Consider the following 22,246-nt stretch of genomic DNA (forward strand, 5'->3'; position numbering starts at 1 on the left):
GGGGGGCCGCGTGCAGACAGACGCCATCACCATTTCCGGGCCGCGCGACATCGCGCTTCGGACGTTGGCCCTCAAGGCTCCGGGTGCAGGCGACGTGGTCGTGCAAACGCTTCATTCCGCGATATCCACCGGCACCGAGAAGCTGCTCTGGTCGGGCGAGATGCCGCCCTTCCCGGGCATGGGCTACCCGCTGGTGCCGGGCTATGAGGCCGTGGGCGAGGTCGTCGAGACGTCCGATTCGCGATTCGCCGTGGGCGACCGGGTCTTCGTGCCGGGCGCCGATTGCTACGAGGACGCGCGGGGACTCTTCGGGGCCGCCGCCAGCCATGTGACGACCGCCGCCGACCGGCTGGTCCGCGTCGATGCGGGCCACGGAGCACAGGGCGCGCTGATGGCGCTGGCCGCGACCGCGCGCCATGCCATCGCGGGTCTTCGTACCGAACTTCCCGACCTGATCGTCGGCCATGGTACCTTCGGGCGGCTTCTGGCGCGCCTGACGATCGCCGCCGGCGGACAGCCCACCGTCTGGGAGGTCGATCCGGCGCGTCGCGACGGCGCGACCGGCTACGATGTGATCGACCCGGCGACGGATGACCGCCGCGACTACGGCGTGATCTACGATGCGTCCGGGAATGCCGCGCTGCTGGACGAGTTGATCGGGCGCACCGCGCGCGGCGGCGAGATCGTGCTGGCGGGCTTCTACGCCCAGCCGCTGAGCTTCGCCTACCCGCCTGCCTTCATGCGCGAGATCCGGCTTCGCGTCAGCGCCGAATGGAACCGCGACGACCTGACGGCCACGCGCGACCTGGTCGAGGCGGGCATCCTCTCGCTCGACGGGCTGATCACCCACGAGGCTTGGGCCGCCGACGCCGCCGATGCCTACGCGACGGCGTTCAGCGATCCGGCCTGCCTGAAGATGATCCTGAACTGGGGAACGGTCCAATGAACGACATTCCGAACCTCAAGGACTTCTCGTCCCGCCTGCGCGACGAGGCCGCCGAGGAGCCGACGCTGGAAGTGCCGCAGGGCGAACCGACGTCGAAGACGCAGATCATCGCGATCTACGGCAAGGGCGGCATCGGCAAGTCGTTCACTCTCGCGAATCTCAGCCACATGATGGCCGAGCAGGGCAAGCGCGTTCTGTTGATCGGATGCGACCCGAAATCCGATACCACCAGTCTGCTGTTCGGTGGAAAGGCTTGCCCGACGATCATCGAGACCTCGACCCGCAAGAAGCTTGCGGGCGAAGAGGTCTCGATCGGCGATGTCTGCTTCAAGCGGGGCGGCGTCTTCGCGATGGAGCTGGGCGGCCCCGAGGTCGGGCGCGGCTGCGGCGGACGCGGCATCATCCACGGCTTCGAGCTGCTCGAGAAGCTGGGCTTCCACGATTGGGATTTCGACTACGTCCTGCTCGACTTCCTGGGCGACGTGGTCTGCGGCGGCTTCGGCCTGCCGATCGCGCGGGACATGGCGCAGAAGGTGATCCTCGTCGCATCCAACGACCTGCAATCGCTCTACGTGGCCAACAACGTCTGCTCGGCTGTCGAGTATTTCCGCAAGCTGGGCGGCAATGTCGGCGTCGCGGGCCTCGTCATCAACAAGGATGACGGCTCGGGCGAGGCGCAGGCCTTCGCCGAAGTCGCGGGCATCCCCGTGCTGGCCTCGATCCCGCAGGATGACGACCTGCGCAAGAAATCCGCCAACTACCAGATCGTCGGCACCGATGCGTCCGAATGGGGCGGGCTTTTCGCGGCCTTGGGCGACGCCGTCGCCATCGCGCCGCCGGTGCGTCCGACGCCGGTCGATCAGGACGGGCTCCTGGCGCTGTTCGATGGGTCCGAGACGGGGGCCGGCATCACGCTGGAGCCCGCGACGGACGAGGACATGCGCGGCAAGTTCTACGAGGTGAAGCCGTCGCTGGAGGTCGTCTACGACGATGCCTGACGACTTCCGACATATGGAGGCCGCCGAAGGTGGCTGCTCCTCATCGGAGACGATGGAGGCGGCTGCGCGGAAGGCGGGTCAGGGCGATCTGCTCGACCGGTTCAAGGCCGATTACCCGGTGGGTCCGCATGACAAGCCCCAGAGCATGTGCCCGGCCTTCGGGTCCTTGCGCGTCGGGCTGCGGATGAAGCGGGTCGCGACGATCCTCTCGGGCTCGGCCTGCTGCGTCTATGGTCTCAGCTTCGTAAGCCATTTCTACGGCGCGCGCCGGTCGGTCGGCTACGTGCCGTTCGACAGCGAGACGCTCGTTACCGGCAAGCTCTTCGAGGATATCCGCGACGCGGTCCACGACATCGCCGACCCGGCGAAGCTCGACGCCATCGTGGTCACCAACCTCTGCGTGCCGACGGCCAGCGGCGTTCCGCTGCGCCTGCTGCCCGACGAGATCGACGGCGTCCGCGTCATCGGCATCGATGTGCCGGGCTTCGGCATCCCCACCCACGCGGAGGCGAAGGACGTCCTCGCCGCCGCCATGCTTTCCTACGCTCGCAAGGAGGTGGCCGCCGGTCCGGTGCCCGCCCCCGCCGCGGGCGTGGAAGATCGTCCGACAGTCACGCTGTTGGGCGAAATGTTTCCCGCTGACCCCTTGGGGTTGGCGGGAATGCTCGCGCCACTCGGTCTGGCGGCAGGTCCGGTCGTTCCCTGCCGTGAGTGGCGCGAGTTCTATTCTGCGTTGGACTGTGGCGCTGTCGCCGCCATCCACCCGTTCTATACCGCTACCGTGCGGGAGTTTCAGGCGGCCGGACGCCCGATCCTCTCCTCAGCACCCGTGGGTGTCGACGGTACGGCCGCATGGCTCGCTTCAGTCGGCGAGACGTTCGGGATCTCGGGGACCAAGGTCTCCGAGGCGCAGAACCAGTTTCTCCCTGCGATCGAGGGCGCGCTCGCCGCGTCCCGGATCGACGGGACGGTGACGGTGTCGGGCTACGAGGGCTCCGAGCTGCTCGTCGCCCGCCTCTTGATCGAGAGCGGGGCGGACGTGCCCTATGTCGGCACGGCCTGCCCGAAGACGCGGTGGAGCGCGCCCGATGTCGAATGGCTCGAGGCGCGCGGCGTGACGATCAAGTTCCGCGCCTCGCTGGAAGATGACCTCTCCGTGGTCGAGGGCCTGCGCCCCGACCTCGCGATCGGGACGACGCCGGTGGTGCAGCGCGCCAAGGAAATGGGAGTTCCCAGCCTCTACTTCACGAACCTGATCTCGGCGCGGCCCCTGATGGGCGTGGCTGGCGCGGGCTCGCTGCAGCAGGTGGTCAACGCGGCCATGGGCAACAAGGACCGCATGGCGAAGATGCGCGGCTTCTTCGAGGGCGTCGGCCACGGAGACACCGCGGGTGTCTGGGAGCGCGATCCGAACCTGCGTCCCGATTTCCGGGCGGCACATCAGAAGAAGCTCGACAAGAAGGCGCGCGCCGATGCGGCCGCGAACATGATCTGATGCTGGTCCAGGACCATGACCGGGCCGGTGGCTATTGGGGCGCGGTCTACGCGTTCTGCGCCGTGAAGGGTCTGCAGGTCGTCATCGACGGCCCGGTCGGCTGCGAGAACCTGCCGGTCACGTCCGTCCTGCATTACACCGACGCGCTTCCGCCGCACGAACTGCCGATCGTGACCACGGGGCTGGGCGAGGAAGAGCTAGGCCGCGAGGGCACCGAGGGTGCCATGAAACGCGCCTGGAAGACGCTTGACCCGGCGCTGCCTGCGGTCGTCGTCACCGGATCCATCGCCGAGATGATCGGCGGGGGCGTGACGCCCCAGGGCACCAACATCCAGCGCTTCCTGCCGCGCACCATCGACGAGGACCAGTGGCAGGCCGCCGACCGCGCCATGACCTGGATCTTCACCGAGTTCGGGATGACCAAGGGCCGGATGCCGAAGGAGGCCAAGCGCGAGGAGGGCGCCAAGCCGCGCGTCAACATCCTCGGGCCGATGTACGGCACGTTCAACATGCCCTCGGACCTGGCCGAGATCCGGCGTCTGGTCGAAGGTATCGGCGCCGAGGTCAACATGGTGATGCCGCTGGGCGCGCATCTGGCCGAGATGCGCAACCTCGTGAACGCGGACGTCAACATCTGCATGTATCGCGAGTTCGGGCGCGGCCTCTGCGAGGTGCTGGGCAAGCCCTACCTTCAGGCCCCCATCGGGGTAGATTCGACCACGTCCTTCCTGCGCAAGCTGGGCGAACTGACGGGACTGGACCCGGAGCCGTTCATCGAAACCGAGAAGCATTCGACGCTCAAGCTCGTCTGGGATCTCTGGCGCAGTGTGACGCAGGATTTCTTCGCCACGGCGAGTTTCGGGATCGTCGCGAACGAGACCTATACGCGCGGCATCCGGCTGTTCCTCGAGGAGGATCTGGGCCTGCCCTGTGCCTTCGCGACCGCGCGGGTCGCGGGCAAGAAATCCGACAACGACCAGGTGCGCGCCGACATCCACACCAAGCGGCCGCTGATCCTGATGGGGTCGATCAACGAGAAGATGTACCTTGCCGAGATGGCGGGCGGTTTCGGCCCGAAGCCCGCCTTCATCGCCGCAAGCTTCCCCGGCGCCGCCATCCGGCGTCATACCGGCACGCCGTTCATGGGTTATGCCGGCGCCAGCTATCTTCTGCAGGAGATCTGCAACGGGCTGTTCGACGCGCTCTTCCATATCCTGCCGCTGGGCTCCGAGATGGATGCCGGCGACGGCACGCCGAGCCAGCTCCGCCGCGACATGCCGTGGGAGCCGGAGGCGCAGGCCTTGCTCGACCGGATCGTCGACGGCTTCCCAGTCCTGACCCGCATTTCCGCCGCCAAGAGCCTCCGCGACGAGGCCGAGGCGGCGACTCTGAAGGCGGGTGCGCTCCGTGTCGTCGCCGACACGGTCGCACGCCTCGCCCCCACCCATCCCGAAAAGGAGGAGAGCCATGTCTGACATGACCTCGAACATTCCTGTCGCCCGATCCCGCAAGGAGCCGGGGCTGGAATACTGGATGTATTTCGCGCCGGTCTTCGCGCTGTCGCTGCCGCTGGCGGCTGTGCGTGCGACGGCCGCGATCGTGACCTCGGACATGACGCCGCGACCCGGCATCCTGACCGATGCCTGGACCCGCGCGGGCGACGTGACGCGGACCATCTGCTCGGTCTGACGACCGGGTAACGAGATACCCCGGCACGTCAGACACGCCGGGGGTTGGATAGGCTCCCCTTCCCGTGGCCGGGCGGAACGGAGCGAACGGTTTCATCCCCCGCCAGGGGGGTGGACGGCCGGTGTCGCAATGAGGCGGCGCCGGGGCCCGGCCGCAGGGTGTGCGGCGTCGGCTTCATAGGAGTTTTCCAATGGCTGACAGAACTGACCTGTCTTTTACGGGTCTCACCGACGAGCAGGCCCAGGAGCTGCATGCGGTGTATTTGAGCGGGCTCTGGCTTTTCACGGCCGTGGCCGTCGTCGCTCACATACTCACGTATATCGTGTTCCCGTGGTTCAGCTGGTGACGGAGGGTGGATATGAGCAAGTTCTATAAGATCTGGCTGGTCTTCGACCCCCGCAGGGTTTTCGTCGCGCAGGGAGTCTTTCTCTTCCTGCTCGCCGTGATGATCCACCTCGTCCTGCTTTCCTACGATGGGTACAACTGGTTCGAGCTCAGCTCGGACGCACGCCTCGTCGTCGTGGAATGATCCCAGGATCATGAACACGGTCGCGGGCGGCCTCCGGGTCGCCCGCACCAACCCCACAGGAAATTCCGACGGCCGGTTTCTCGAACCCCCCGTCCCTCAACCGCGGAGGCTGCCCCGATGGCATTGCTCAGCTTCGAGAGAAAATACCGTGTCCGTGGCGGGACATTGATCGGGGGCGATCTGTTCGATTTCTGGGTCGGGCCCTTCTATGTCGGCTTCTTCGGCGTCACGACCATCTTCTTCGCCGCCCTCGGCACGCTGCTGATCTTCATCAGCACGGCCTGGCAGGGCAACTTCAACCCGTGGACGATCAACATCGCACCGCCCGACCTCGCCTACGGGCTGGGACTGGCGCCACTGGCGCAGGGCGGGTTCTGGCAGATCATCACGATCTGCGCGGTCGGCGCCTTCGTCAGCTGGGCGCTCCGCGAGGTGGAGATCTGCCGCAAGCTCGGCATGGGCTATCACGTGCCCTTCGCCTTCTCGGTCGCGATCTTCGCCTTCGTGACGCTGAACGTGTTCCGCCCCGCGCTGATGGGCGCCTGGGGCCACGGCTTCCCCTACGGGATCTTCAGCCATCTCGACTGGGTGTCGAACACCGGCTACGCCTATCTGCACTTCCACTACAATCCGGCCCACATGCTCGCGGTGACGCTGTTCTTCACCACGACGCTGGCACTTGCGCTGCACGGCGCACTGATCCTCTCGGCGGCCAATCCCGAGAAGGGCGAGGCGGCCAAGACGCCGGATGACGAGGACACGTTCTTCCGCGATTTCATCGGCTACTCGATCGGTACGCTGGGCATCCACCGTCTCGGGTTCCTGCTGGCGATCAATGCCGGCTTCTGGAGCGCGGTCTGCATCATCATCAGCGGACCCGTCTGGACCAAGGGCTGGCCCGAATGGTGGAACTGGTGGCTCGAACTGCCGATCTGGCCCGCCGTTCAGGGAGGACTCTGAGATGTCATGGATGCCTGAATATCAGAACATCTTCACCCAGGTTCAGGTGCAGGGCGCACCCGAGATGGGGATGGACAACGAACACGAGATGTTCCGCGAGCGGACCAAGGGCGCCAGCTTCTCGACGCTGGTCGGCCTGATCGGCAACGCGCAGCTCGGCCCGATCTATCTCGGTTTCTTCGGGGTCATCAGCCTCGCGACCGGGACGCTCTGGCTCAACATCATCGGGTTCAACTTCCTCGCGCAGGTCGACTGGTCGATCCCCGAGTTCATCCGCCAGCTCTTCTGGCTGTCGCTCGACCCGCCCTCGCCCGAGCACGGCCTCCACATGCCGCCCTTGAAGGATGGCGGCTGGTACATGATCTCGAGTTTCCTGCTCCTCGTGTCGGTCATCTCCTGGTGGCTGCGGTCCTACTGGCTCGCGCAGCAGCACAAGATGGGCAAGCACGTGGCCTGGGCCTTCGGCGCGGCGATCTGGTTGTTCCTCGTTCTCGGCCTCTTCCGCCCGATCTTCATGGGCTCCTGGTCCGAGATGGTGCCCTACGGCATCTTCGCGCATCTCGATTGGACGACGGCCTTCTCGATCCGCTACGGCAATCTCTACTACAACCCGTTCCACTGCCTCTCGATCGTGTTCCTTTACGGCTCGGTCCTGCTCTTCGCGATGCACGGCGCGACCATCCTCGCCGTGACCCGCTACGGTGGCGACCGAGAGCTGGAGCAGATCTACGACCGCGGCACCGCGACGGAACGCGCCTCGCTCTTCTGGCGCTGGACCATGGGCTTCAACGCCACGATGGAAGGCATCCACCGCTGGGCGTGGTGGTTCGCAGTCCTGACCCCCATCACCGGCGGCATCGGCATCCTTCTGACCGGGACGGTCGTCGATAACTGGTTCATCTGGGCGCAGGAGCATCACTTCGCCCCCACCTATCTCGAGCCCTACGGCTACGAGGTCTATGTCCCGGAGGCGAACTGATGTTTCCCAAATGGTTCGGCGACTGGAATGCCGAGAATCCCACCAATGTCTTCGGCCCCGCCATCCTGGTGGGGGCCGTGGGCGGGGCCCTGTTCGTCGCGGCCATGGTCGTGACCTACGGCCAGCCCTTCAACGACGAGTTCGACCAGACCGGCCCGCGCGGCACGGGGATGCAGATCGCGGCGATGACGCGCTCGGTCGATCCCACCATCGCGGAGTACTACTCCGAGCCGCCCTACGAGCTGGAGGCCGGCGAACAGACGGCGGGCGAGCTCTATGAGAACGTGCAGGTGCTGGGCGAGGTGTCGGACGGCAACTTCAACCGCCTGATGAACGCGATGACCCAGTGGGTGTCGCCGGACGAGGGCTGCACCTATTGCCACGTCGTCACCGAGGACGGGGACGTCAACTACGCCTCGGATGCGAACTACACCAAGGTCGTGTCGCGGCGCATGATCCAGATGACGCAGTACGTGAACGACGAGTGGTACGCCCACGTCAACGCGAATGCCGAGGTCGGGGTCAACTGCTACACCTGCCACCGCGGCCAGCCGGTCCCGTCCGAGGTCTGGTTCCGCATCGACCCGGTGACGCAGGCGACCGAAGGCTGGGCGTCCGTGCAGAACCGCGCCACCGCCATGTCCCAGAGCACGTCGCTGCCCTCGGACGCGCTCTATCGCTACCTGCTCGAGGACAACCGGATCACGGTCCACGACCTCGAGAGCCGGGTGCCAGGCGTGCCGGGCGAGGGCGATTACGCCTCGATCCAGGACACCGAGCGGACCTACGCACTGATGAACTACTTCGCCAACTCGCTCGGCGTGAACTGCGTGTTCTGCCACAACAGCAGGGCGTTCTACGATGCGGGCCAGTTCACGCCGCAATGGGCGACGGCGTCGCTGGCCATCGAGATGGTGCGCGACATAAACGGAACGTTCCTCGAGCCGCTGGGCCCGGTCTATCCGCCCGAGCGTCTCGGGCCGGTCTATGCCGACGCGCCCAAGGCCGCCTGCAAGACCTGCCACAAGGGCTACAACAAGCCGCTGCAGGGAATGAACATGACCGCCGACTGGCCCGAGCTGACGCTCGTCGCCAACTGACCCCCACCGGCGCGCCGCCCCAGCCGCGCCGGACCGCACAAGACGAAGACAGGCGCGCCCCCGACAGGTGGCGCGCCTGTTTTGCGTGCGGGCGAAGCTGCGTGTCTGCTGAGAAGGCACGCGTTCCGGGACGCGGAGCCGGTCCCGGCGCGATAGCGACAGGCCAGCAAACGTATTGCGAATTAGATGAGCGTCGCTGTGGTCCCACGTTCGAGGCGCGAGACGACGTCAGGCGATAAAGCCGCGATCCGCGACGGATGTCACACGCGCATATCCGCTCCGAAGATCGCCTCGGCATGTTCGGCCATGTAGATCCGCAGCCACGGCGTGAAGCGTTCCGGCGCGGCCGCGATCTCGGCGCGAAGATCGTTGAGCGCGACCCAGCGGACGGCCTGCACCTCGTCGGGGTTGAGGTCGTGGGGCAGGTCGGCGGGCGCGTCGGCGGTGAAGATCTCGACCACCTCGTGCTCGACCAGGCCGCCGCCGACATCGGCGCGATACTCGATGCCCGGCCGCGGGAAGAGGACGAGTCCCTCGATCCCCAACTCCTCGCGCAGGCGGCGGGTGGCGCAGGCGGCGCCGTGCTCCATCCAGTCGGGATGGGTGCAGCAGGTGTTCGCCCAGAGGTTCGGCGTGTGATATTTCGAGGCCGCCCGCTGCTGGATCAGAAGGCGGTCCCCGTCCATCACGAAGACGGACACCGCCTTGTGGCGCAGGCCGCGGCGATGCACCTCGAGCTTCTCGACCGGCGTCAGTTCGTCGTCGATCCAGGCGGGAATGAGTGTCGCCATCGCCTATTCCGCGGGATGCGTCGCCCGCGGGGCGCGGCCCATCGCGGGCACGATCCCCAGAAGATGCGCGACGTTCTTCAGGCCGATCTTCAGGTGGGCGAGCGGGCGCGCCTTGACCAGTTCCTTGTTCATGTAGGCCTCGAAGGTCAGGCGCTGGACGTCGATATCGTGGCAGAGCGTCACGAAGCGCTCGCGCCGTTCGTCGGAGCGATAGTAGGCGTTCTGCATCGCGCCGAGGACTTTGAAGACCGCCTTGTGATCCTTCATGAAGAGCTTGCGCGCGAGGGCCAGGTGTTTCGCCTGCCCGGTCGCCAGCACCTTCTCGCAGGCGAGGGCGGCGACCCGTCCACCGACCATCGCGTAGAAGATCCCTTCGCCCGAACTGGGCGCCACGACGCCCGCTGCATCCCCGGCCAGGACCACGTCGCGTCCGTTGTCCCAGCGATCGAGCGGCTTCAGTGGGATTGGCGCGCCTTCGCGGCGGATCGTCTCGCATTCGCTGAGGCCCGACGCGGCGCGCAGGTCGGCGGTCGCCGCCTTAAGGTCGATGCCGTCCTTGCCGGTGCCCATGCCGACGGAGGCCTGTGCACCGTGCGGGAAGACCCAGCCGTAGAAATCGGGAGAGATCGCGCCGTCATAGATCACGTCGCAGCGCTTCGGATCATAATTGGCAGCCTTGGGCGGGGCCGAGATGATCTCGTGATACGCGATCACATAGGGGATCGTGTCCCCGCCCGGCACCTCGGCGCGGCCTAGCTTGGACCGCGCGCCGTCCGCCCCGATTACGAGCCGGGTGCGCAGGCGCTGCTCCGTGCCGTCCGCTTTGTCGCGGAACACCACGGCCGTCTCGTCGCCGTCGCGCTCGATCCGCAGGAAGGTGCCCGTGTGCCGCTGTGCCCCGGCGCAGGCCGCGCGGTCGCGCAGGAACTCGTCGAAATGCTCGCGGTCGACCATGCCGACATAGCCGTCCTCGATCGGGATATCGACGTGACGACCCGTGGGCGAGACCATGCGTGCCGTGTCGATCCGGGCTACGATCTGGCTGTCGGGAATGTCGAAATCGCGGATCAGGCGCGGCGGCACCGCGCCGCCGCAGGGCTTGATGCGCCCGGCCTTGTCGATCAGCGCGACGCTGTGCCCCTGGAGGGCGAGATCATAAGCTGCGGTCGCCCCGCATGGGCCACCTCCGACGACGACGACGTCATGGATCATGGTCATTCTCCGGGGACGAGGGTTGGGGTGGGGGCGGGCACGGTGCGGGTCGCCATCAGGGCGGCCAAGAGGAAGAGGCCCGCTTCGATCACGAAGACGGTGCCGAAGGCCTGCGCGTCGGGCAGGCCGGTCCTGAGGAGGTCGGCCAGCGCCGCCCCCGTCAGCCCGCCGAAGCCTGCGGCCACGGCCTGCGCCGCCCCCCAGAGCCCCATGCGCGTGCCTTCGCGCGACGCCCGGCCTTCGCCCGCCAGCGCCATCATCGCGCCGATGGCGGCGACGGCGAACATGCCGTTGAAGAAACCGAGCGCAATCGTTGCGGGCAACAGCGGGGCCTGCGCCGCGATCGCCGCCAGCGCCAGCGCCGAGCCGAGGCAGCCCGCGATCACCCAGTGGCGCAGGCCCCCGATCCGAAGGCCGGTGGCCATGATCCCGACGGTGACCATACCGATGAAGACGCCGCCGTTCTGCGCCCCGGAAAGGGACGTGCTCTGGCCCGGCGTGAAGCCATGGGCGAGGCCGGCATAGGGCTCGAGGATGAGTTCCTGCATGAAATAGGCGGTCATCGAAAGAAAGACGAAGAGCGTGAAAGCCCGCGCGCGCGGTTCGGCCCAGACCTCGGCCAGCCCGGCCATGAGCTTCGGGGCGGGCGTCGGCGGCACGGCGGGGACACCACGCTCGATCCGGCCCATGGCGAGCGCGGCCAGAAGCGTGGCGACCACCGCGAGCGCGCCGGTGATCTTCAGGAGGCGGGCGGGGGTGTAGGGATCGAGAAGCTGACCGATCACACCGGCGGTCAGCGCGATCCCGAGTATCATCATCAACCAGGTGATCGTCGCGGCCGCGGCCCTGCGACGCGGTGCCGTGGCCGAGGCCAGCAGCGCCAGGAGCGAGGTGCCCGACGCGCCGACCCCAAGCCCGATCAGCGTGTAGGCAACGACCGACAGGGCGAGTCCGGCCGTGAAACTGTCGGCGAGGACAACGATTCCGAAGGCGGCCAGCACTGCCCCGAGACCGAGTGCCGCCATGCCGCCCACGATCCATCGCGTGCGATTGCCGGTGACGTCCGAGCGGTAGCCCCAGCCCGGGCGCGTGACCTGGATGCCGTAATGCAGCCCGACCAACAGGCCCGGCAGCACTGCGGGCAGCGACAGTTCGACGACCATCAATCGGTTGAGCGTGGAGGTCGTCAGCACGACGATCGATCCCAGCGCCATCTGCACGAGGCCGAAGCGCGCGATCTGGATCCAGCTCAGCATCTCACATCCCCCCGAGCGCAAGCGCGGCGACCATCATGCCGGCGACAGACAGCAGAACACCCGTGCCGTTGTACCAGGGCGCGAGCCCCTCCGGATCGGTCAGCAGCCGGCGCATGGCGAGGACCTGAAGCCCGATCAGCCCGGCGATGATCGCGGCGTGGATCGGTGCGCCCCAGAGGACCAGCGCGACGACGACCGCAACCTGCGGAATGGCCATGATCCAGCAGGCCACGCGGGCGGCCCGGTCGGGCCCGAGCGTCACCGGAAGCGAGTTCACGCCGTGGACGCGGTCGCCCTCGAGCGCCTTGAAATCGTTCAGTGTCATGATCCCATGCGCGCCGATCCCATAGGCCAGCGCCACGATCAGGATGCGCGCGTCGGGCATCCCGGCGGCAAGCACGGCGGCGCCGGTGATCCAGGGCAGCGTCTCGTAGCTGAGCCCGACGAGGCCCGGCCCCCACCAGCCCGACCGCTTCAGCCGAATCGGCTCGGCCGAATAGGCCCAGGCGGCGACCACGGCGAGGCAGGTCGCGCCGAAGCCCCACGGTCCCAGCTGCCATCCGATCACCAGTGACAGGACCGACATCGCCAGCGCGATCCAGAGGCCCCAACGCCCCGGCACGCGGCCCGACGGGATTGGGCGGTCGGGCTCGTTCACCGCGTCGACATGCCGGTCGCACCAGTCGTTGGCTGCCTGGCTCATGCCGCAGGTGACGGGACCCGCCAGGAGGAGGCCGAGGAAGACGAGGCCGAGAGACGAGAAGGGCGAGACGCCCGAGGATACCGCGCCGCAGAGATAGGCCCACATCGGCGGAAACCATGTGATCGGTTTGATCAACCGCAGGAGCGCACGCGGCTCGGGGAGGCGGCGCGGTCCGGGGTGTAAGGTTTCCGTGACACTCATGCCGCGATGATAGACGCCACGGGCGCGTCGTCACAAGGGAATTACGCGGAATATGTCCAGTGTGCGTGACAGTGGCGAGGGGTCGCCGTCACTCTTCGTCGCGCTGAAGCAGATCGTATTTGCGGAGCTTCACATAGAGGCTCTGACGGCTGAGCCCGAGCATCTCGGCGGCGGCGACACGGTTGTTTTCGGTCAGCTCGACGGCGGCGGCGATGCACTGCTTCTCGATCACGTCGGTCATCGAGGCCACGATCTCGCGCAACGGCACACTGCCGACCTGGTCGGTGGCGTCGATCGCCCCGAGACCGCTCCCGGCGCTTTCGGTGGCTTCCATCCGGCCCACGGCGTCGCGCAGCACGTAGGCATGGCCGCCATCGGGCAGCGGGGTCGCCGTGACGTCGACGGGACGCTGCGACCCGAACGGGGTCACGAGCCGCGTCGTGAAGCTGCGCGGGCCGTCCGCGTCGTGCAGCACGTTGAGGTCGATGGTCCCCCGCACGAGAAACTCCGACATCTGCTGGCCCGCGACATGGCTGGCCGAATCGACATCCGCGAGCGTCAGGAACGCGTCGTTGCAATCGGCCACGGCACCGCTCGGGTCGGTCAGGACGATGCCCTCGACCGAACCCTGGTACAGCGCCGAGAGCCTGGCCTGTCGGGGATCGTCGGCGCGGATATCCGCGTCGCCGCCCCGCGTCTCGAACCGGCAGAGCAGGATGCGCTCGCCCGCGTTGCGGAACAGTCGCGGCACGAGCGTCGCGGCCCCGCCGGTCTGGCGCATCTGCACGGCGAGCGAGGTGCCGTCCGCGGCCACCAGCGCGTCGATGAACTCGCCACGGCGGCGTCCCTCGAAGGCCTGGGTGAAGGGAGAGCCGGTCAGTTCGGGGACGCCGCCGCCGAGCATCCGTGCGGCGGGCGCGTTCAGATCGACGATTCGTCCGCTGGCCACGTCCACCAGCACGAGCGGGTCGCGTACGCTGTCGAGGATGACGCGGTAACGCGTCTCGTGGATCCGCTCGGTCTGGTAGTCGCGCTCCAGCGCGAGCTGGGCCTTGACTAAGCGTTGCTGCAATTCGGCGAGCGGGCGCATGTCGCGCCCCAGCATCAGCACGCGGCCGTCGCGACCGGTTCGGTGGAACGTGTAGCGGACCGGGAAGTCCCAGATCGCCCCGTCGGCATGATTGACCTCGATCGCGTCGGGCCGACCGGCGCGGCCCTCGGACACGGCGTCGAGCTGGTCCCTGACCTTGGCCTGGCTGTCGGGCGCGAGGAAGGACGTGATCTCGCGGCCTTCCCAGTGATCGATGCGACCGATGCCGGAATTCAGCGGGTTCGTCGTCACCGACAGGATGCGACCGTTCTCGGAAATCAGAAGCGCGAGATCGGCGGCGGTCGCCACGATATCCCCGAAATATTCGGGCGCGATCCGCGGGCCGCTCCGTTCATTCCAGAAATCGCTCTCGCGCGTGTTCATCGCGCCAACTCCAGCGGCTTGGGGGCCAGATCGCCCCGGCACGGGGCCTCGCATATCGTCACGAGAGGGCCGGGGAAAGACATGGCGTCAGATCGCAGAATGCCAAGGCCTCCGCTGCGGAATTGGTTCCGAGGTCGCCCCCCGCGCGAAGCCCGAGGTCGGGGTCGGTGATCAGCGCCGCGCCACCGACGACGACCGGCAGCGCGCGGCGCACATGCCGCCGCAGGTCGCGGATCAGTTCGGGGACGCGGGCCGCCGCGCGGCCACTGCTGGAGGAAATCATCAAGGCCGCGGCCGGGAACCGTTCGAGCAGGGCGGGGATGTCTCGCGCCGCGGTGCCCGCCACCAGTCGGACGGGCGCGCCGAGGCGGCGCATCTCCTCGGCGGCGAAGGTCGCGGCGAGCGCATGTTGCTCCCAGACCGGGACGATCATCGCGACGGCCGGCATCTCGGCCGGCGGCAACGCGATGCGGCCGAGACGGCGCACCCCGTCCTGGATACGTGCGGCGGCGATCGTGACGTCGACGAAGGACAACCTGTCATGGTTCCAGCCATCCTCGAGCCGGAGCGCGATCGCAGGCAGGATATCGGTCAGCATCCAGCCAGATAGCCGTGCGTCGCTGCGGGCCTGCGCGATCAGGGCGCGGCGGGGCACGTCCTCCTCGTGAAGGAAAATCCGCTCGCCCAGCTCGATCAGGGCCGCCGTGACGCCGGGATCGCCCGGAGCCGCCGGCATCAGCCGAAGCGCCAGCGTCAGCAACCCGGACCCGTCCAGCGTGTCGGGAATCGTCGGGATCAGGATCTTGGCGCGATACGGTGCGCTGTCGTCGTAGGGGGTCGTCATGCGTCGCCTCCCTCGTGACCGGGGCTCCGGCAAACCAAGCGTTCGACCGGCAAATGTCAAGTTTGAGTTACGGCCGAAAGGCAGGTGACCGTCGTGCCATCGTGACACATTGTCCCCCGTGGTGTAAATTGAAATTGACACTAGCCGCGTAACTCCGATGATACGTACAACTGACAGGGGGGAGTCGTCACATGAAGGTGCCGCGCCGAACCCGCGCCCGCACCCGGCTCTACTCGCCGGAGGAACGCGCGAGACGAGACCGGACCGTCTGGACCCTGATCCAGGGGCTTCTGGCGCCGTTGCAGTTCGTCGTCTTCCTCGTCTCCCTCGTCCTCGTGATCCGCTATCTCGCGACCGGCACCGGCTACGTGGCGGCCTCCGCTTCGATCGTGGTGAAGACGGGCGTTCTCCTGACGATCATGGTCACGGGCTCCATCTGGGAGAAGGTGGTCTTCGGCCGCTGGCTCTTCGCCCCCGCCTTCTTCTGGGAAGACGTCGTCAGCTTCGGGGTCATCGCGCTGCACCTCGCCTATTGCTGGATGCTCTGGGACGGCGGCTTCGCGCCTTTGGCCGAAATGACCGTCGCCCTGACCGCCTATGCCGCCTACCTCATCAATGCCGGGCAGTTCCTCTGGAAGCTGCGCGCCGCACGGCTCGAGGCGCCGGCATGAGCGTGGGCTGCACCGATACCCCGGTCCTGCGCGAGCGCGGGCAGCACGAGGTGTTCTGCGGTCTGACAGGGATCATCTGGCTGCATCGCAAGATGCAGGACGCGTTCTTCCTGGTGGTCGGGTCGCGCACCTGCGCGCATCTGCTGCAATCCGCCGCCGGGGTGATGATCTTCGCCGAGCCGCGCTTCGGCACGGCCATCCTCGAGGAGGGCGACCTCGCCGGTCTCAAGGATGCCAATGACGAACTCGACCGCGAGGTGGCCCGCCTGCTCGAGCGGCGGCCGGATATCCGGCAACTCTTCCTCGTCGGGTCCTGCCCGTCGGAGGTGATCAAGCTCGACCTCGCCCGCGCGGCCGAACGTCTGTCCGACGCCCATGCGCCCCATGTCCGCGTACTGAACTATTCCGGCTCGGGAATCGAGACGACCTTCACGCAAGGCGAGGATGCCTGCCTTGCTGCGATGGTCCCGAAGCTGGCCGCGACCGACGCACCGAACCTCCTGCTGGTGGGTGCCTTGCCCGACGTGGTCGAGGATCAGGCGCGCGCGCTCTTGGCCGCGATGGGCATCGAGCGGGTGCAGGTCTTGCCGGGACGACGCGCCGACCAGGATCCGCAGGTCGGGCCGAACACGCGCTACGCGCTGCTGCAGCCGTTCCTCGGCGACACCTCCGACGCGCTGGACCGGCGCGGTGCCACCCGCATTCCCGCCCCGTTCCCCTTCGGAGAGGAGGGGACGACGCTCTGGCTACGCGCCGTGGCCAATGCGTTCGGCGTCGATGCCGATACGTTCGACCGCGTCACCGAAGCGCCCCGCGCCCGTGCTCGGAAGGCCGTCGCCGCCGCGACCGAGACGCTGGCCGGCAAGCGCGTCTTCTTCCTGCCCGACAGCCAGTTGGAGCTTCCGCTCGCCCGGTTCCTGACCCGTGAATGCGGTATGTCCGCCGTCGAGGTCGGCACCCCGTTCCTGCACTCGCGCATCATGGCCGAGGAGCTAGCGCTTCTTCCTGAAGGGCCGCGCATCGCCGAGGGGCAGGACGTCGAGATGCAGCTCGACCGCGTCCGTGCCGACCGGCCCGACCTGACGGTCTGCGGCCTCGGCCTCGCTAACCCGCTGGAGCGCGAGGGCCTGACGACCAAATGGGCGATCGAGCTGGTGTTCACGCCTGTGCATTTCTACGAGCAGGCGGGCGATCTGGCCGCCCTCTTCGCGCGTCCCATCCGTCGCAAGGCGCTGCTCGCGGCCGGGCGCGGGGAAGCCGCGATCGCGGTGGCGGCGGAATGAGCCCGGTTCGTATGGATATGTCGACACCCGCGAGCGCGCTCGACGGCGGATGCGGTCTCGGGCCAACGACATCCCGAAGGATCGGCGCGTGAAGCTGACGGTCTGGACATATGAGGGCCCGCCCCATGTCGGCGCCATGCGCGTCGCGACGGGAATGGAGGGCCTGCATTACGTCCTCCACGCGCCGCAGGGCGACACCTACGCGGACCTGCTGTTCACCATGATCGAACGGCGGGGCCAGCGGCCGCCGGTAACCTACACGACCTTCCAGGCGCGTGATCTCGGGGCCGATACGGCTACGCTGTTCAAGGATGCCTGCATGGCCGCCTACGAGCGGTTCCGCCCCGAGGCGCTGATCGTCGGCGCATCCTGCACGGCCGAGCTGATTCAGGACGATCCCGGCGGTCTGGCCGAGCGGCTGGGCCTGCCGGTGCCCGTGATCGCGCTGGAGCTTCCGAGCTATTCGCGCAAGGAGCTCTTCGGCACCGACGAGACCTTCTATCAGCTTGCCCGCGCGCTGGCGCAGCCCTGCGAGCGCACCCCCGAAGTGAGCTGCAATATCCTCGGGCCGACGGGCCTCGGCTTCCGCCACCGCGACGACGTGGTCGAGGTCACGAAGCTGCTCGACGGGATGGGGATCGCGGTGAACGTGGTGGCCCCCATGGGCAGCCGTCCGTCCGATCTCGCGCGCCTCCCGGCGGCGCATTTCAACGTCGTGCTCTACCCCGAACATGCCGAAGCGGCTGCGCGGTGGTTAGAGCGTGATCACAGCCAGCCCTATACGAAGACCATCCCCATCGGCGCGGGCGCGACGCGGGAATTCATCGCGGAAGTTGCCGAATTGGCCGGGTTAGACCCTGTTCTCGACGATGAGAGCTTGCGTCAGCCATGGTGGGCCGCCTCGGTCGACAGCACCTATCTGACCGGCAAGCGCGTCTTCGTCTTCGGTGACGCGACCCATGCGATGGCGGCCGCCAAGGTCGCCCGCGACGAGATGGGTTTCGAGGTTTGCGGGCTCGGCTGCTACAACCGTGAGTTCGCCCGCCCGGTCCGCGCGCTGGCCCGCGAGATGGGTCTCGAGGCTGTGATCACGGACGACTATCTCGAGGTCGAGCGTGCCATCACCGAAGCCGCGCCGGAGATGATCCTCGGAACGCAGATGGAGCGGCATATCGGCAAGCGCCTGGGCATTCCCTGCGCCGTGATCTCGTCGCCCGTCCACGTGCAGGACTTCCCCGCGCGCCATTCGCCGCAGATGGGGGTCGAGGGCGCGAACGTCCTTTTCGATACCTGGGTGCATCCCTTGGTGATGGGGCTGGAGGAACACCTCCTGACGATGTTCCGGGACGATTTCGAGTTCTCGGACGCCGCCGGGCCGTCGCATCATGGCGGCCATGCACCGAATTCGACCGACGCGGTCGAGCCGTTGGTACAGCCGAACGGGGACATCGTCTGGCTGGCCCCCGCCGAGAAGGAGTTGCGCAAGATCCCGTTCTTCGTGCGCGGCAAGGCGCGGCGGAACACCGAAGCCTTCGCCGCCGAACGCGGAGTGGCCGAAATCAGCGTCGAGACCCTCTACGAAGCGAAGGCCCATTATGCGCGGTGACGGGCCCATATCCGCATTCGCGCCTTACAGGGTCGCCATCGTGACGCTGGACGCCCATGCGGCGGGCCCGGTCGCACGGGTCGGGCTGCGCATGGCGGCCGAGTTCCCCGGCCTCGAGGTAACAGTTCATGCCGCCGCCGAATGGGCCGAGACGCCCGATGCGCTGGCCGAGGCCAAGCGTGCCGTCGCCGAAGCCGATATCATCGTCTGCGGCCTTCTCTTCATCGACGAGCACCTGCGCGCGATCATGCCGGATCTCGTGGCGCGTCGCGACGCCTGCGACGCGCTGGTCGGGATGGTCAGCGACCCCGCGATCGTCAAGCTGACGCGGATGGGCGATCTCGACATGGCGCAGCCGTCCTCGGCGGCGATCCAGCTTCTCAAGAAGCTGCGCGGCTCGAAATCCCCTTCGGGGAGCAGCGGCGAGAAGCAGATGAAGATGCTGCGGCGCCTGCCCAAGCTCTTGCGCTACGTGCCCGGCAAGGCGCAGGACCTGCGCGCCTGGTTTCTGTGCATGCAATACTGGCTGGGCGGGTCGGACGACAATTTCGAGGGCCTGCTGCGGCATCTGATCGGGCGGTACTCCGACCGGTTCGAGACCGAGGCGCGCGCGCCCGTCGAGTATCCCGAGGTCGGGCTCTACCACCCGGATCTCGGCATCGTCACCGACCCGGACCGCCTGCCGCGCGCGAAGGGACGGACCGTCGGTCTCCTGATGATGCGGTCCTACGTGCTGGCCGGCGACACCGCGCATTACGACGCCGTCATCCGCGCCTTCGAGGCGAAGGGCATGCGGGTCCGCGCGGCCTTCGCGGGCGGGCTCGACATGCGTCCCGCCATCGACGCCTATTTCTCGGACGATCGCATCGACGCGCTGGTCTCGCTCAGCGGCTTCAGCCTGGTGGGCGGACCCGCCTACAATGACAGCGCGGCGGCGGTCGATGTGCTGACAGCGCTGGACGTGCCCTATATCGCGGCCCATCCGCTGGAGTTCCAGACGCTGGGCCAGTGGGGGACTTCGAAGCAAGGCCTCGGGCCGGTCGAGACGACCATGCTGATCGCCCTGCCCGAGATCGACGGCGCGACCAATCCGACCGTGTTCGCCGGACGTCACGACTCGGGCGGCTGCCGGGGCTGCGCGCGCAACTGCACCGCGGACGGCTCGCGTGCGATGGCACCCTGCCATGAGCGGATCGCGCATCTGGTCGCGCGGGCGTCGAACCTCGCCGATCTACGGCGTTCCGACGCGCGGGCGCGCAAGATCGGGATCGTCCTCTTCAACTTTCCCCCCAATGCCGGGGCCGCCGGGACCGCTGCCTATCTCGGAGTTTGGGAATCGCTTCTGAACACACTCCGCCGCCTGCGCGCCGAGGGCCACGATGTCGACCCGCCCGCCGACGTGGATGCCCTGCGCGCCGCCGTGCTCGAGGGGAATGCCGCGACCTACGGGCAGGACGCGAACGTCATCGCACGCATCCCGGCCGACCGCCTCGTGGCCGAGGATCCGTGGCTGGCCGAAACCGAGGCCGCCTGGGGCCCCGCTCCCGGACGTCAGCAATCGGACGGCGCCGGGGTCTTCGTGCTGGGCGCGCGGTTCGGGAACGTGGTCATCGGCCTCCAGCCCGCCTTCGGGTGGGAGGGCGACCCGATGCGCCTGATGTTCGAGAACGGCTACGCGCCGACCCATGCGTTCGGGGCATTCTATCGCTGGATGAAGACCGAGTTCGGGGCCGACGCGCTTTTGCATTTCGGGATGCACGGGGCGCTGGAGTTCATGCCGGGCCGACAGTCGGGCCTCGGGGCCGAGGACTGGCCGGATCGCCTGATCGGCGACATGCCGAACGTCTATCTCTACGCGTCCAACAACCCGTCCGAGGCGACCCTCGCCAAGCGGCGGTCGGGTGCGGTGACGGTGACCCACGTGACACCGCCGGTGATGGCGAGCGGTCTCTACAAAGGGCTTCTGGCTCTGAAGGAGAGCGTACAGCGCTGGCGTTCGGGCGACCGCTCGGAAGATTTGGCGCGGCTGATCGCGGATCAGGCCGAGGCGGTCGATCTGGACGGGGCGCCGGACGACCTGTGGCTGGCGCTGCTCGAGACCGAGCAGGCGATGATCACCGACGGGCTGCACGTCGTGGGCGCGCGGCTGAGCGAGGCGCATGTCGCCTCCTATGTCGCGCATCTGCCCGAGGCCGCCCGTGAGGCGGCCGCCGCCGCGCTGCGTGGTGACGCAGAACTCGACGGGCTGATGCGGGCGCTGTCGGGTCGGTTCATCGCGCCCGTTCCCGGTGGCGACCTCGTGCGCTCGCCCGAGGTCCTGCCCGCCGGGCGCAACATCCACGCCTTCGACCCGTTCCGGATGCCCACGGCCTATGCCCTGCGCGATGGTGCGGCACAGGCGGACCTGCTTCTGGCGACCCATGATAGGGTCCCGCGCTCGGTCGCGCTGGTCCTCTGGGGCAGCGACAACATCAAATCCGACGGTGTGCCGGTCGCGCAGGCGCTGGCGCTGATGGGCGCGCGGCCGCGCTTCGATCACTACGGGCGGCTCTGCGGGGCGGAACTGATCCCGCTGGCCGAACTCGGGCGTCCGCGCATCGACGTGGTGATGACGCTTTCGGGCATCTTCCGCGACCTGCTGCCGCTCCAGACCCGGATGCTGGCCGAGGCCGCGTGGCTGGCCGCCAGCGCCGACGAGCCGTCCGAGGTGAACCCGGTCCGGGCCCATGCGCTGGCCTACGCCGAAAAGGTCGGGTGCGACTTCGAGACCGCGGCGCTGCGCGTCTTCTCGAATGCCGAGGGCGCCTACGGGTCGAACGTGAACCAACTGGTCGATAGTGGTGCCTGGGACGACGAGGGCGAGCTGGCCGATGCCTACGAGGCACGGAAGTCCTTTGCCTACGGGCGCGACGGCAAGGCGGCGCGCAATGCCGACCTGTTGCAGGCCGCGCTGGGCGACGTGGATCTCGCCTACCAGAACCTCGAATCGGTCGAGCTGGGGGTCACCACCGTGGACCATTACTTCGACACGCTGGGCGGAATCAGCCGCGCGGTGAAGCGCGCGAAGGGGTCCGAGGCGCCGGTCTATATCGGCGACCAGACGATGGGTGCGGCCAAGGTCCGCACGCTGGCCGACCAGGTCGCACTCGAGACGCGGTCGCGGAGCCTCAACCCCCGCTGGTTCGAGGGCCTCCTGAAGCATGGCGCGGAAGGCGTCTCGATGATCGAGGCGCAGGTGACGAACACCATGGGCTGGAGTGCGACGACCGGCACGGTGGAACCCTGGGTCTACCAGCGCCTGTCCGAGACCTTCGTGCTGGACGACGCGATGCGCCGTCGTCTGGCCGATCTGAACCCGAAGGCGAGCGCCCGGATGGCGAACCGCCTGCTGGAAGCCGGGGACCGCGAATTCTGGCGCCCGGATGCCGACACACTTGCCGCGTTGCAGAACGCCGCCGACGAGCTCGAAGACCGGCTCGAAGGCATCATGGCCGCGGAATAGGAGAGAG

General features: G+C 67.8%; 20 protein-coding genes. 14 read left to right on the forward strand and 6 right to left on the reverse strand.

Features of this window, described 5'->3' with window-relative positions; translation table 11 throughout:
* The first annotated feature begins 10 nt into the window (after window positions 1-10).
* From bchC to pufC, 10 genes are all read left to right on the forward strand, one after another.
* Window positions 11-946 carry a chlorophyll synthesis pathway protein BchC gene (gene bchC, locus ACK8OR_RS12410; protein ID WP_410189698.1) on the forward strand — a complete coding sequence of 312 codons (936 nt, stop codon included), beginning with the start codon at window positions 11-13 and terminating at the stop codon, window positions 944-946.
* Window positions 943-1,944 (forward strand): chlorophyllide a reductase iron protein subunit X, encoded by a 1,002-nt coding sequence (locus ACK8OR_RS12415; protein WP_410189699.1) that lies wholly within the window; start codon window positions 943-945, stop codon window positions 1,942-1,944. Before bchC ends, ACK8OR_RS12415 begins: the two co-directional genes overlap by 4 nt.
* A complete protein-coding gene (gene bchY, locus ACK8OR_RS12420) occupies window positions 1,937-3,439 on the forward strand; it encodes a chlorophyllide a reductase subunit Y (protein WP_410189700.1) in 1,503 nt (500 codons plus the stop codon). The genes ACK8OR_RS12415 and bchY overlap by 8 nt, the downstream gene beginning before the upstream one ends.
* Window positions 3,439-4,914 (forward strand): chlorophyllide a reductase subunit Z, encoded by a 1,476-nt coding sequence (gene bchZ / locus ACK8OR_RS12425; RefSeq protein ID WP_410189701.1) that lies wholly within the window; start codon window positions 3,439-3,441, stop codon window positions 4,912-4,914. The genes bchY and bchZ overlap by 1 nt, the downstream gene beginning before the upstream one ends.
* Window positions 4,907-5,128: a cytochrome PufQ gene (pufQ, locus tag ACK8OR_RS12430; protein ID WP_298437888.1), complete on the forward strand. Its 222-nt coding sequence runs from the start codon at window positions 4,907-4,909 to the stop codon at window positions 5,126-5,128. Before bchZ ends, pufQ begins: the two co-directional genes overlap by 8 nt.
* Before the next feature lie 190 nt (window positions 5,129-5,318).
* Complete coding sequence (gene pufB, locus ACK8OR_RS12435) at window positions 5,319-5,474, forward strand: light-harvesting antenna LH1, beta subunit (RefSeq protein WP_298437891.1); 156 nt, start codon at window positions 5,319-5,321, stop codon at window positions 5,472-5,474.
* Between the two features lie 12 nt (window positions 5,475-5,486).
* Window positions 5,487-5,657: a light-harvesting antenna LH1, alpha subunit gene (gene pufA, locus ACK8OR_RS12440; protein WP_298437894.1), complete on the forward strand. Its 171-nt coding sequence runs from the start codon at window positions 5,487-5,489 to the stop codon at window positions 5,655-5,657.
* A 117-nt stretch (window positions 5,658-5,774) separates the two neighbouring features.
* Complete coding sequence (gene pufL / locus ACK8OR_RS12445) at window positions 5,775-6,617, forward strand: photosynthetic reaction center subunit L (RefSeq protein WP_410189702.1); 843 nt, start codon at window positions 5,775-5,777, stop codon at window positions 6,615-6,617.
* Between the two features lie 10 nt (window positions 6,618-6,627).
* Entirely contained in the window at window positions 6,628-7,596 is a 969-nt protein-coding gene (pufM, locus tag ACK8OR_RS12450) for a photosynthetic reaction center subunit M (protein WP_410189703.1), read from the forward strand.
* Window positions 7,596-8,696 (forward strand): photosynthetic reaction center cytochrome PufC, encoded by a 1,101-nt coding sequence (gene pufC, locus ACK8OR_RS12455; RefSeq protein WP_410189704.1) that lies wholly within the window; start codon window positions 7,596-7,598, stop codon window positions 8,694-8,696. The genes pufM and pufC overlap by 1 nt, the downstream gene beginning before the upstream one ends.
* A 260-nt stretch (window positions 8,697-8,956) precedes the next feature.
* Here pufC and idi read toward each other — a convergent pair whose 3' ends face one another.
* The 6 genes from idi to ACK8OR_RS12485 all read right to left on the reverse strand — a co-directional run bounded on the left by idi (window position 8,957) and on the right by ACK8OR_RS12485 (window position 15,177).
* The gene (idi, locus tag ACK8OR_RS12460; RefSeq protein ID WP_410189705.1) at window positions 8,957-9,487 is read right to left on the reverse strand and encodes an isopentenyl-diphosphate Delta-isomerase; all 531 of its coding nucleotides are present in this window, start codon (window positions 9,485-9,487) and stop codon (window positions 8,957-8,959) included.
* Between the two features lie 3 nt (window positions 9,488-9,490).
* Window positions 9,491-10,699, reverse strand: a complete 1,209-nt coding sequence (locus ACK8OR_RS12465) for a geranylgeranyl diphosphate reductase (protein WP_410189706.1) — start codon at window positions 10,697-10,699, stop codon at window positions 9,491-9,493.
* Between the two features lie 2 nt (window positions 10,700-10,701).
* Entirely contained in the window at window positions 10,702-11,955 is a 1,254-nt protein-coding gene (locus ACK8OR_RS12470; protein WP_410189707.1) for a BCD family MFS transporter, read from the reverse strand.
* Between the two features lies 1 nt (window position 11,956).
* Window positions 11,957-12,859: a chlorophyll synthase ChlG gene (gene chlG / locus ACK8OR_RS12475; protein ID WP_410189708.1), complete on the reverse strand. Its 903-nt coding sequence runs from the start codon at window positions 12,857-12,859 to the stop codon at window positions 11,957-11,959.
* 88 nt (window positions 12,860-12,947) lie between these two features.
* Window positions 12,948-14,333 (reverse strand): transcriptional regulator PpsR, encoded by a 1,386-nt coding sequence (ppsR, locus tag ACK8OR_RS12480; protein WP_410189709.1) that lies wholly within the window; start codon window positions 14,331-14,333, stop codon window positions 12,948-12,950.
* Window positions 14,334-14,391: 58 nt separating this feature from the next.
* Window positions 14,392-15,177 (reverse strand): hypothetical protein, encoded by a 786-nt coding sequence (locus ACK8OR_RS12485; protein WP_410189710.1) that lies wholly within the window; start codon window positions 15,175-15,177, stop codon window positions 14,392-14,394.
* Between the two features lie 191 nt (window positions 15,178-15,368).
* Between ACK8OR_RS12485 and bchF the strand changes: the two genes are divergently transcribed.
* The 4 genes from bchF to ACK8OR_RS12505 all read left to right on the forward strand — a co-directional run bounded on the left by bchF (window position 15,369) and on the right by ACK8OR_RS12505 (window position 22,239).
* Window positions 15,369-15,848 carry a 2-vinyl bacteriochlorophyllide hydratase gene (gene bchF, locus ACK8OR_RS12490; RefSeq protein WP_410189711.1) on the forward strand — a complete coding sequence of 160 codons (480 nt, stop codon included), beginning with the start codon at window positions 15,369-15,371 and terminating at the stop codon, window positions 15,846-15,848.
* On the forward strand, window positions 15,845-17,131 hold the full coding sequence (locus ACK8OR_RS12495; RefSeq protein WP_410189712.1) for a ferredoxin:protochlorophyllide reductase (ATP-dependent) subunit N: 1,287 nt from the start codon (window positions 15,845-15,847) through the stop codon (window positions 17,129-17,131). The genes bchF and ACK8OR_RS12495 overlap by 4 nt, the downstream gene beginning before the upstream one ends.
* 88 nt (window positions 17,132-17,219) lie before the next feature.
* Window positions 17,220-18,737, forward strand: a complete 1,518-nt coding sequence (gene bchB, locus ACK8OR_RS12500; RefSeq protein WP_410189713.1) for a ferredoxin:protochlorophyllide reductase (ATP-dependent) subunit B — start codon at window positions 17,220-17,222, stop codon at window positions 18,735-18,737.
* Complete coding sequence (locus ACK8OR_RS12505; protein ID WP_410189714.1) at window positions 18,727-22,239, forward strand: cobaltochelatase subunit CobN; 3,513 nt, start codon at window positions 18,727-18,729, stop codon at window positions 22,237-22,239. Before bchB ends, ACK8OR_RS12505 begins: the two co-directional genes overlap by 11 nt.
* The last annotated feature ends 7 nt before the right edge of the window (window positions 22,240-22,246 follow it).

It is taken from the genome of Jannaschia halovivens (assembly GCF_046452375.1).
Lineage (GTDB): Bacteria > Pseudomonadota > Alphaproteobacteria > Rhodobacterales > Rhodobacteraceae > Jannaschia > Jannaschia halovivens.

Bases quoted from the DNA above. Each gene is read 5' to 3' on its own strand.
- ACK8OR_RS12415 (WP_410189699.1), top strand. From the start codon at position 943: ATGAACGACATTCCGAACCTCAAGGACTTCTCGTCCCGCCTGCGCGAC.
- bchY (WP_410189700.1), top strand. From the start codon at position 1,937: ATGCCTGACGACTTCCGACATATGGAGGCCGCCGAAGGTGGCTGCTCC.
- bchZ (WP_410189701.1), top strand. From the start codon at position 3,439: ATGCTGGTCCAGGACCATGACCGGGCCGGTGGCTATTGGGGCGCGGTC.
- pufQ (WP_298437888.1), top strand. From the start codon at position 4,907: ATGTCTGACATGACCTCGAACATTCCTGTCGCCCGATCCCGCAAGGAG.
- pufB (WP_298437891.1), top strand. From the start codon at position 5,319: ATGGCTGACAGAACTGACCTGTCTTTTACGGGTCTCACCGACGAGCAG.
- pufA (WP_298437894.1), top strand. From the start codon at position 5,487: ATGAGCAAGTTCTATAAGATCTGGCTGGTCTTCGACCCCCGCAGGGTT.
- pufL (WP_410189702.1), top strand. From the start codon at position 5,775: ATGGCATTGCTCAGCTTCGAGAGAAAATACCGTGTCCGTGGCGGGACA.
- pufM (WP_410189703.1), top strand. From the start codon at position 6,628: ATGCCTGAATATCAGAACATCTTCACCCAGGTTCAGGTGCAGGGCGCA.
- pufC (WP_410189704.1), top strand. From the start codon at position 7,596: ATGTTTCCCAAATGGTTCGGCGACTGGAATGCCGAGAATCCCACCAAT.
- idi (WP_410189705.1), bottom strand. From the start codon at position 9,487: ATGGCGACACTCATTCCCGCCTGGATCGACGACGAACTGACGCCGGTC.
- ACK8OR_RS12465 (WP_410189706.1), bottom strand. From the start codon at position 10,699: ATGATCCATGACGTCGTCGTCGTCGGAGGTGGCCCATGCGGGGCGACC.
- ACK8OR_RS12470 (WP_410189707.1), bottom strand. From the start codon at position 11,955: ATGCTGAGCTGGATCCAGATCGCGCGCTTCGGCCTCGTGCAGATGGCG.
- chlG (WP_410189708.1), bottom strand. From the start codon at position 12,859: ATGAGTGTCACGGAAACCTTACACCCCGGACCGCGCCGCCTCCCCGAG.
- ppsR (WP_410189709.1), bottom strand. From the start codon at position 14,333: ATGAACACGCGCGAGAGCGATTTCTGGAATGAACGGAGCGGCCCGCGG.
- ACK8OR_RS12485 (WP_410189710.1), bottom strand. From the start codon at position 15,177: ATGACGACCCCCTACGACGACAGCGCACCGTATCGCGCCAAGATCCTG.
- bchF (WP_410189711.1), top strand. From the start codon at position 15,369: ATGAAGGTGCCGCGCCGAACCCGCGCCCGCACCCGGCTCTACTCGCCG.
- ACK8OR_RS12495 (WP_410189712.1), top strand. From the start codon at position 15,845: ATGAGCGTGGGCTGCACCGATACCCCGGTCCTGCGCGAGCGCGGGCAG.
- ACK8OR_RS12505 (WP_410189714.1), top strand. From the start codon at position 18,727: ATGCGCGGTGACGGGCCCATATCCGCATTCGCGCCTTACAGGGTCGCC.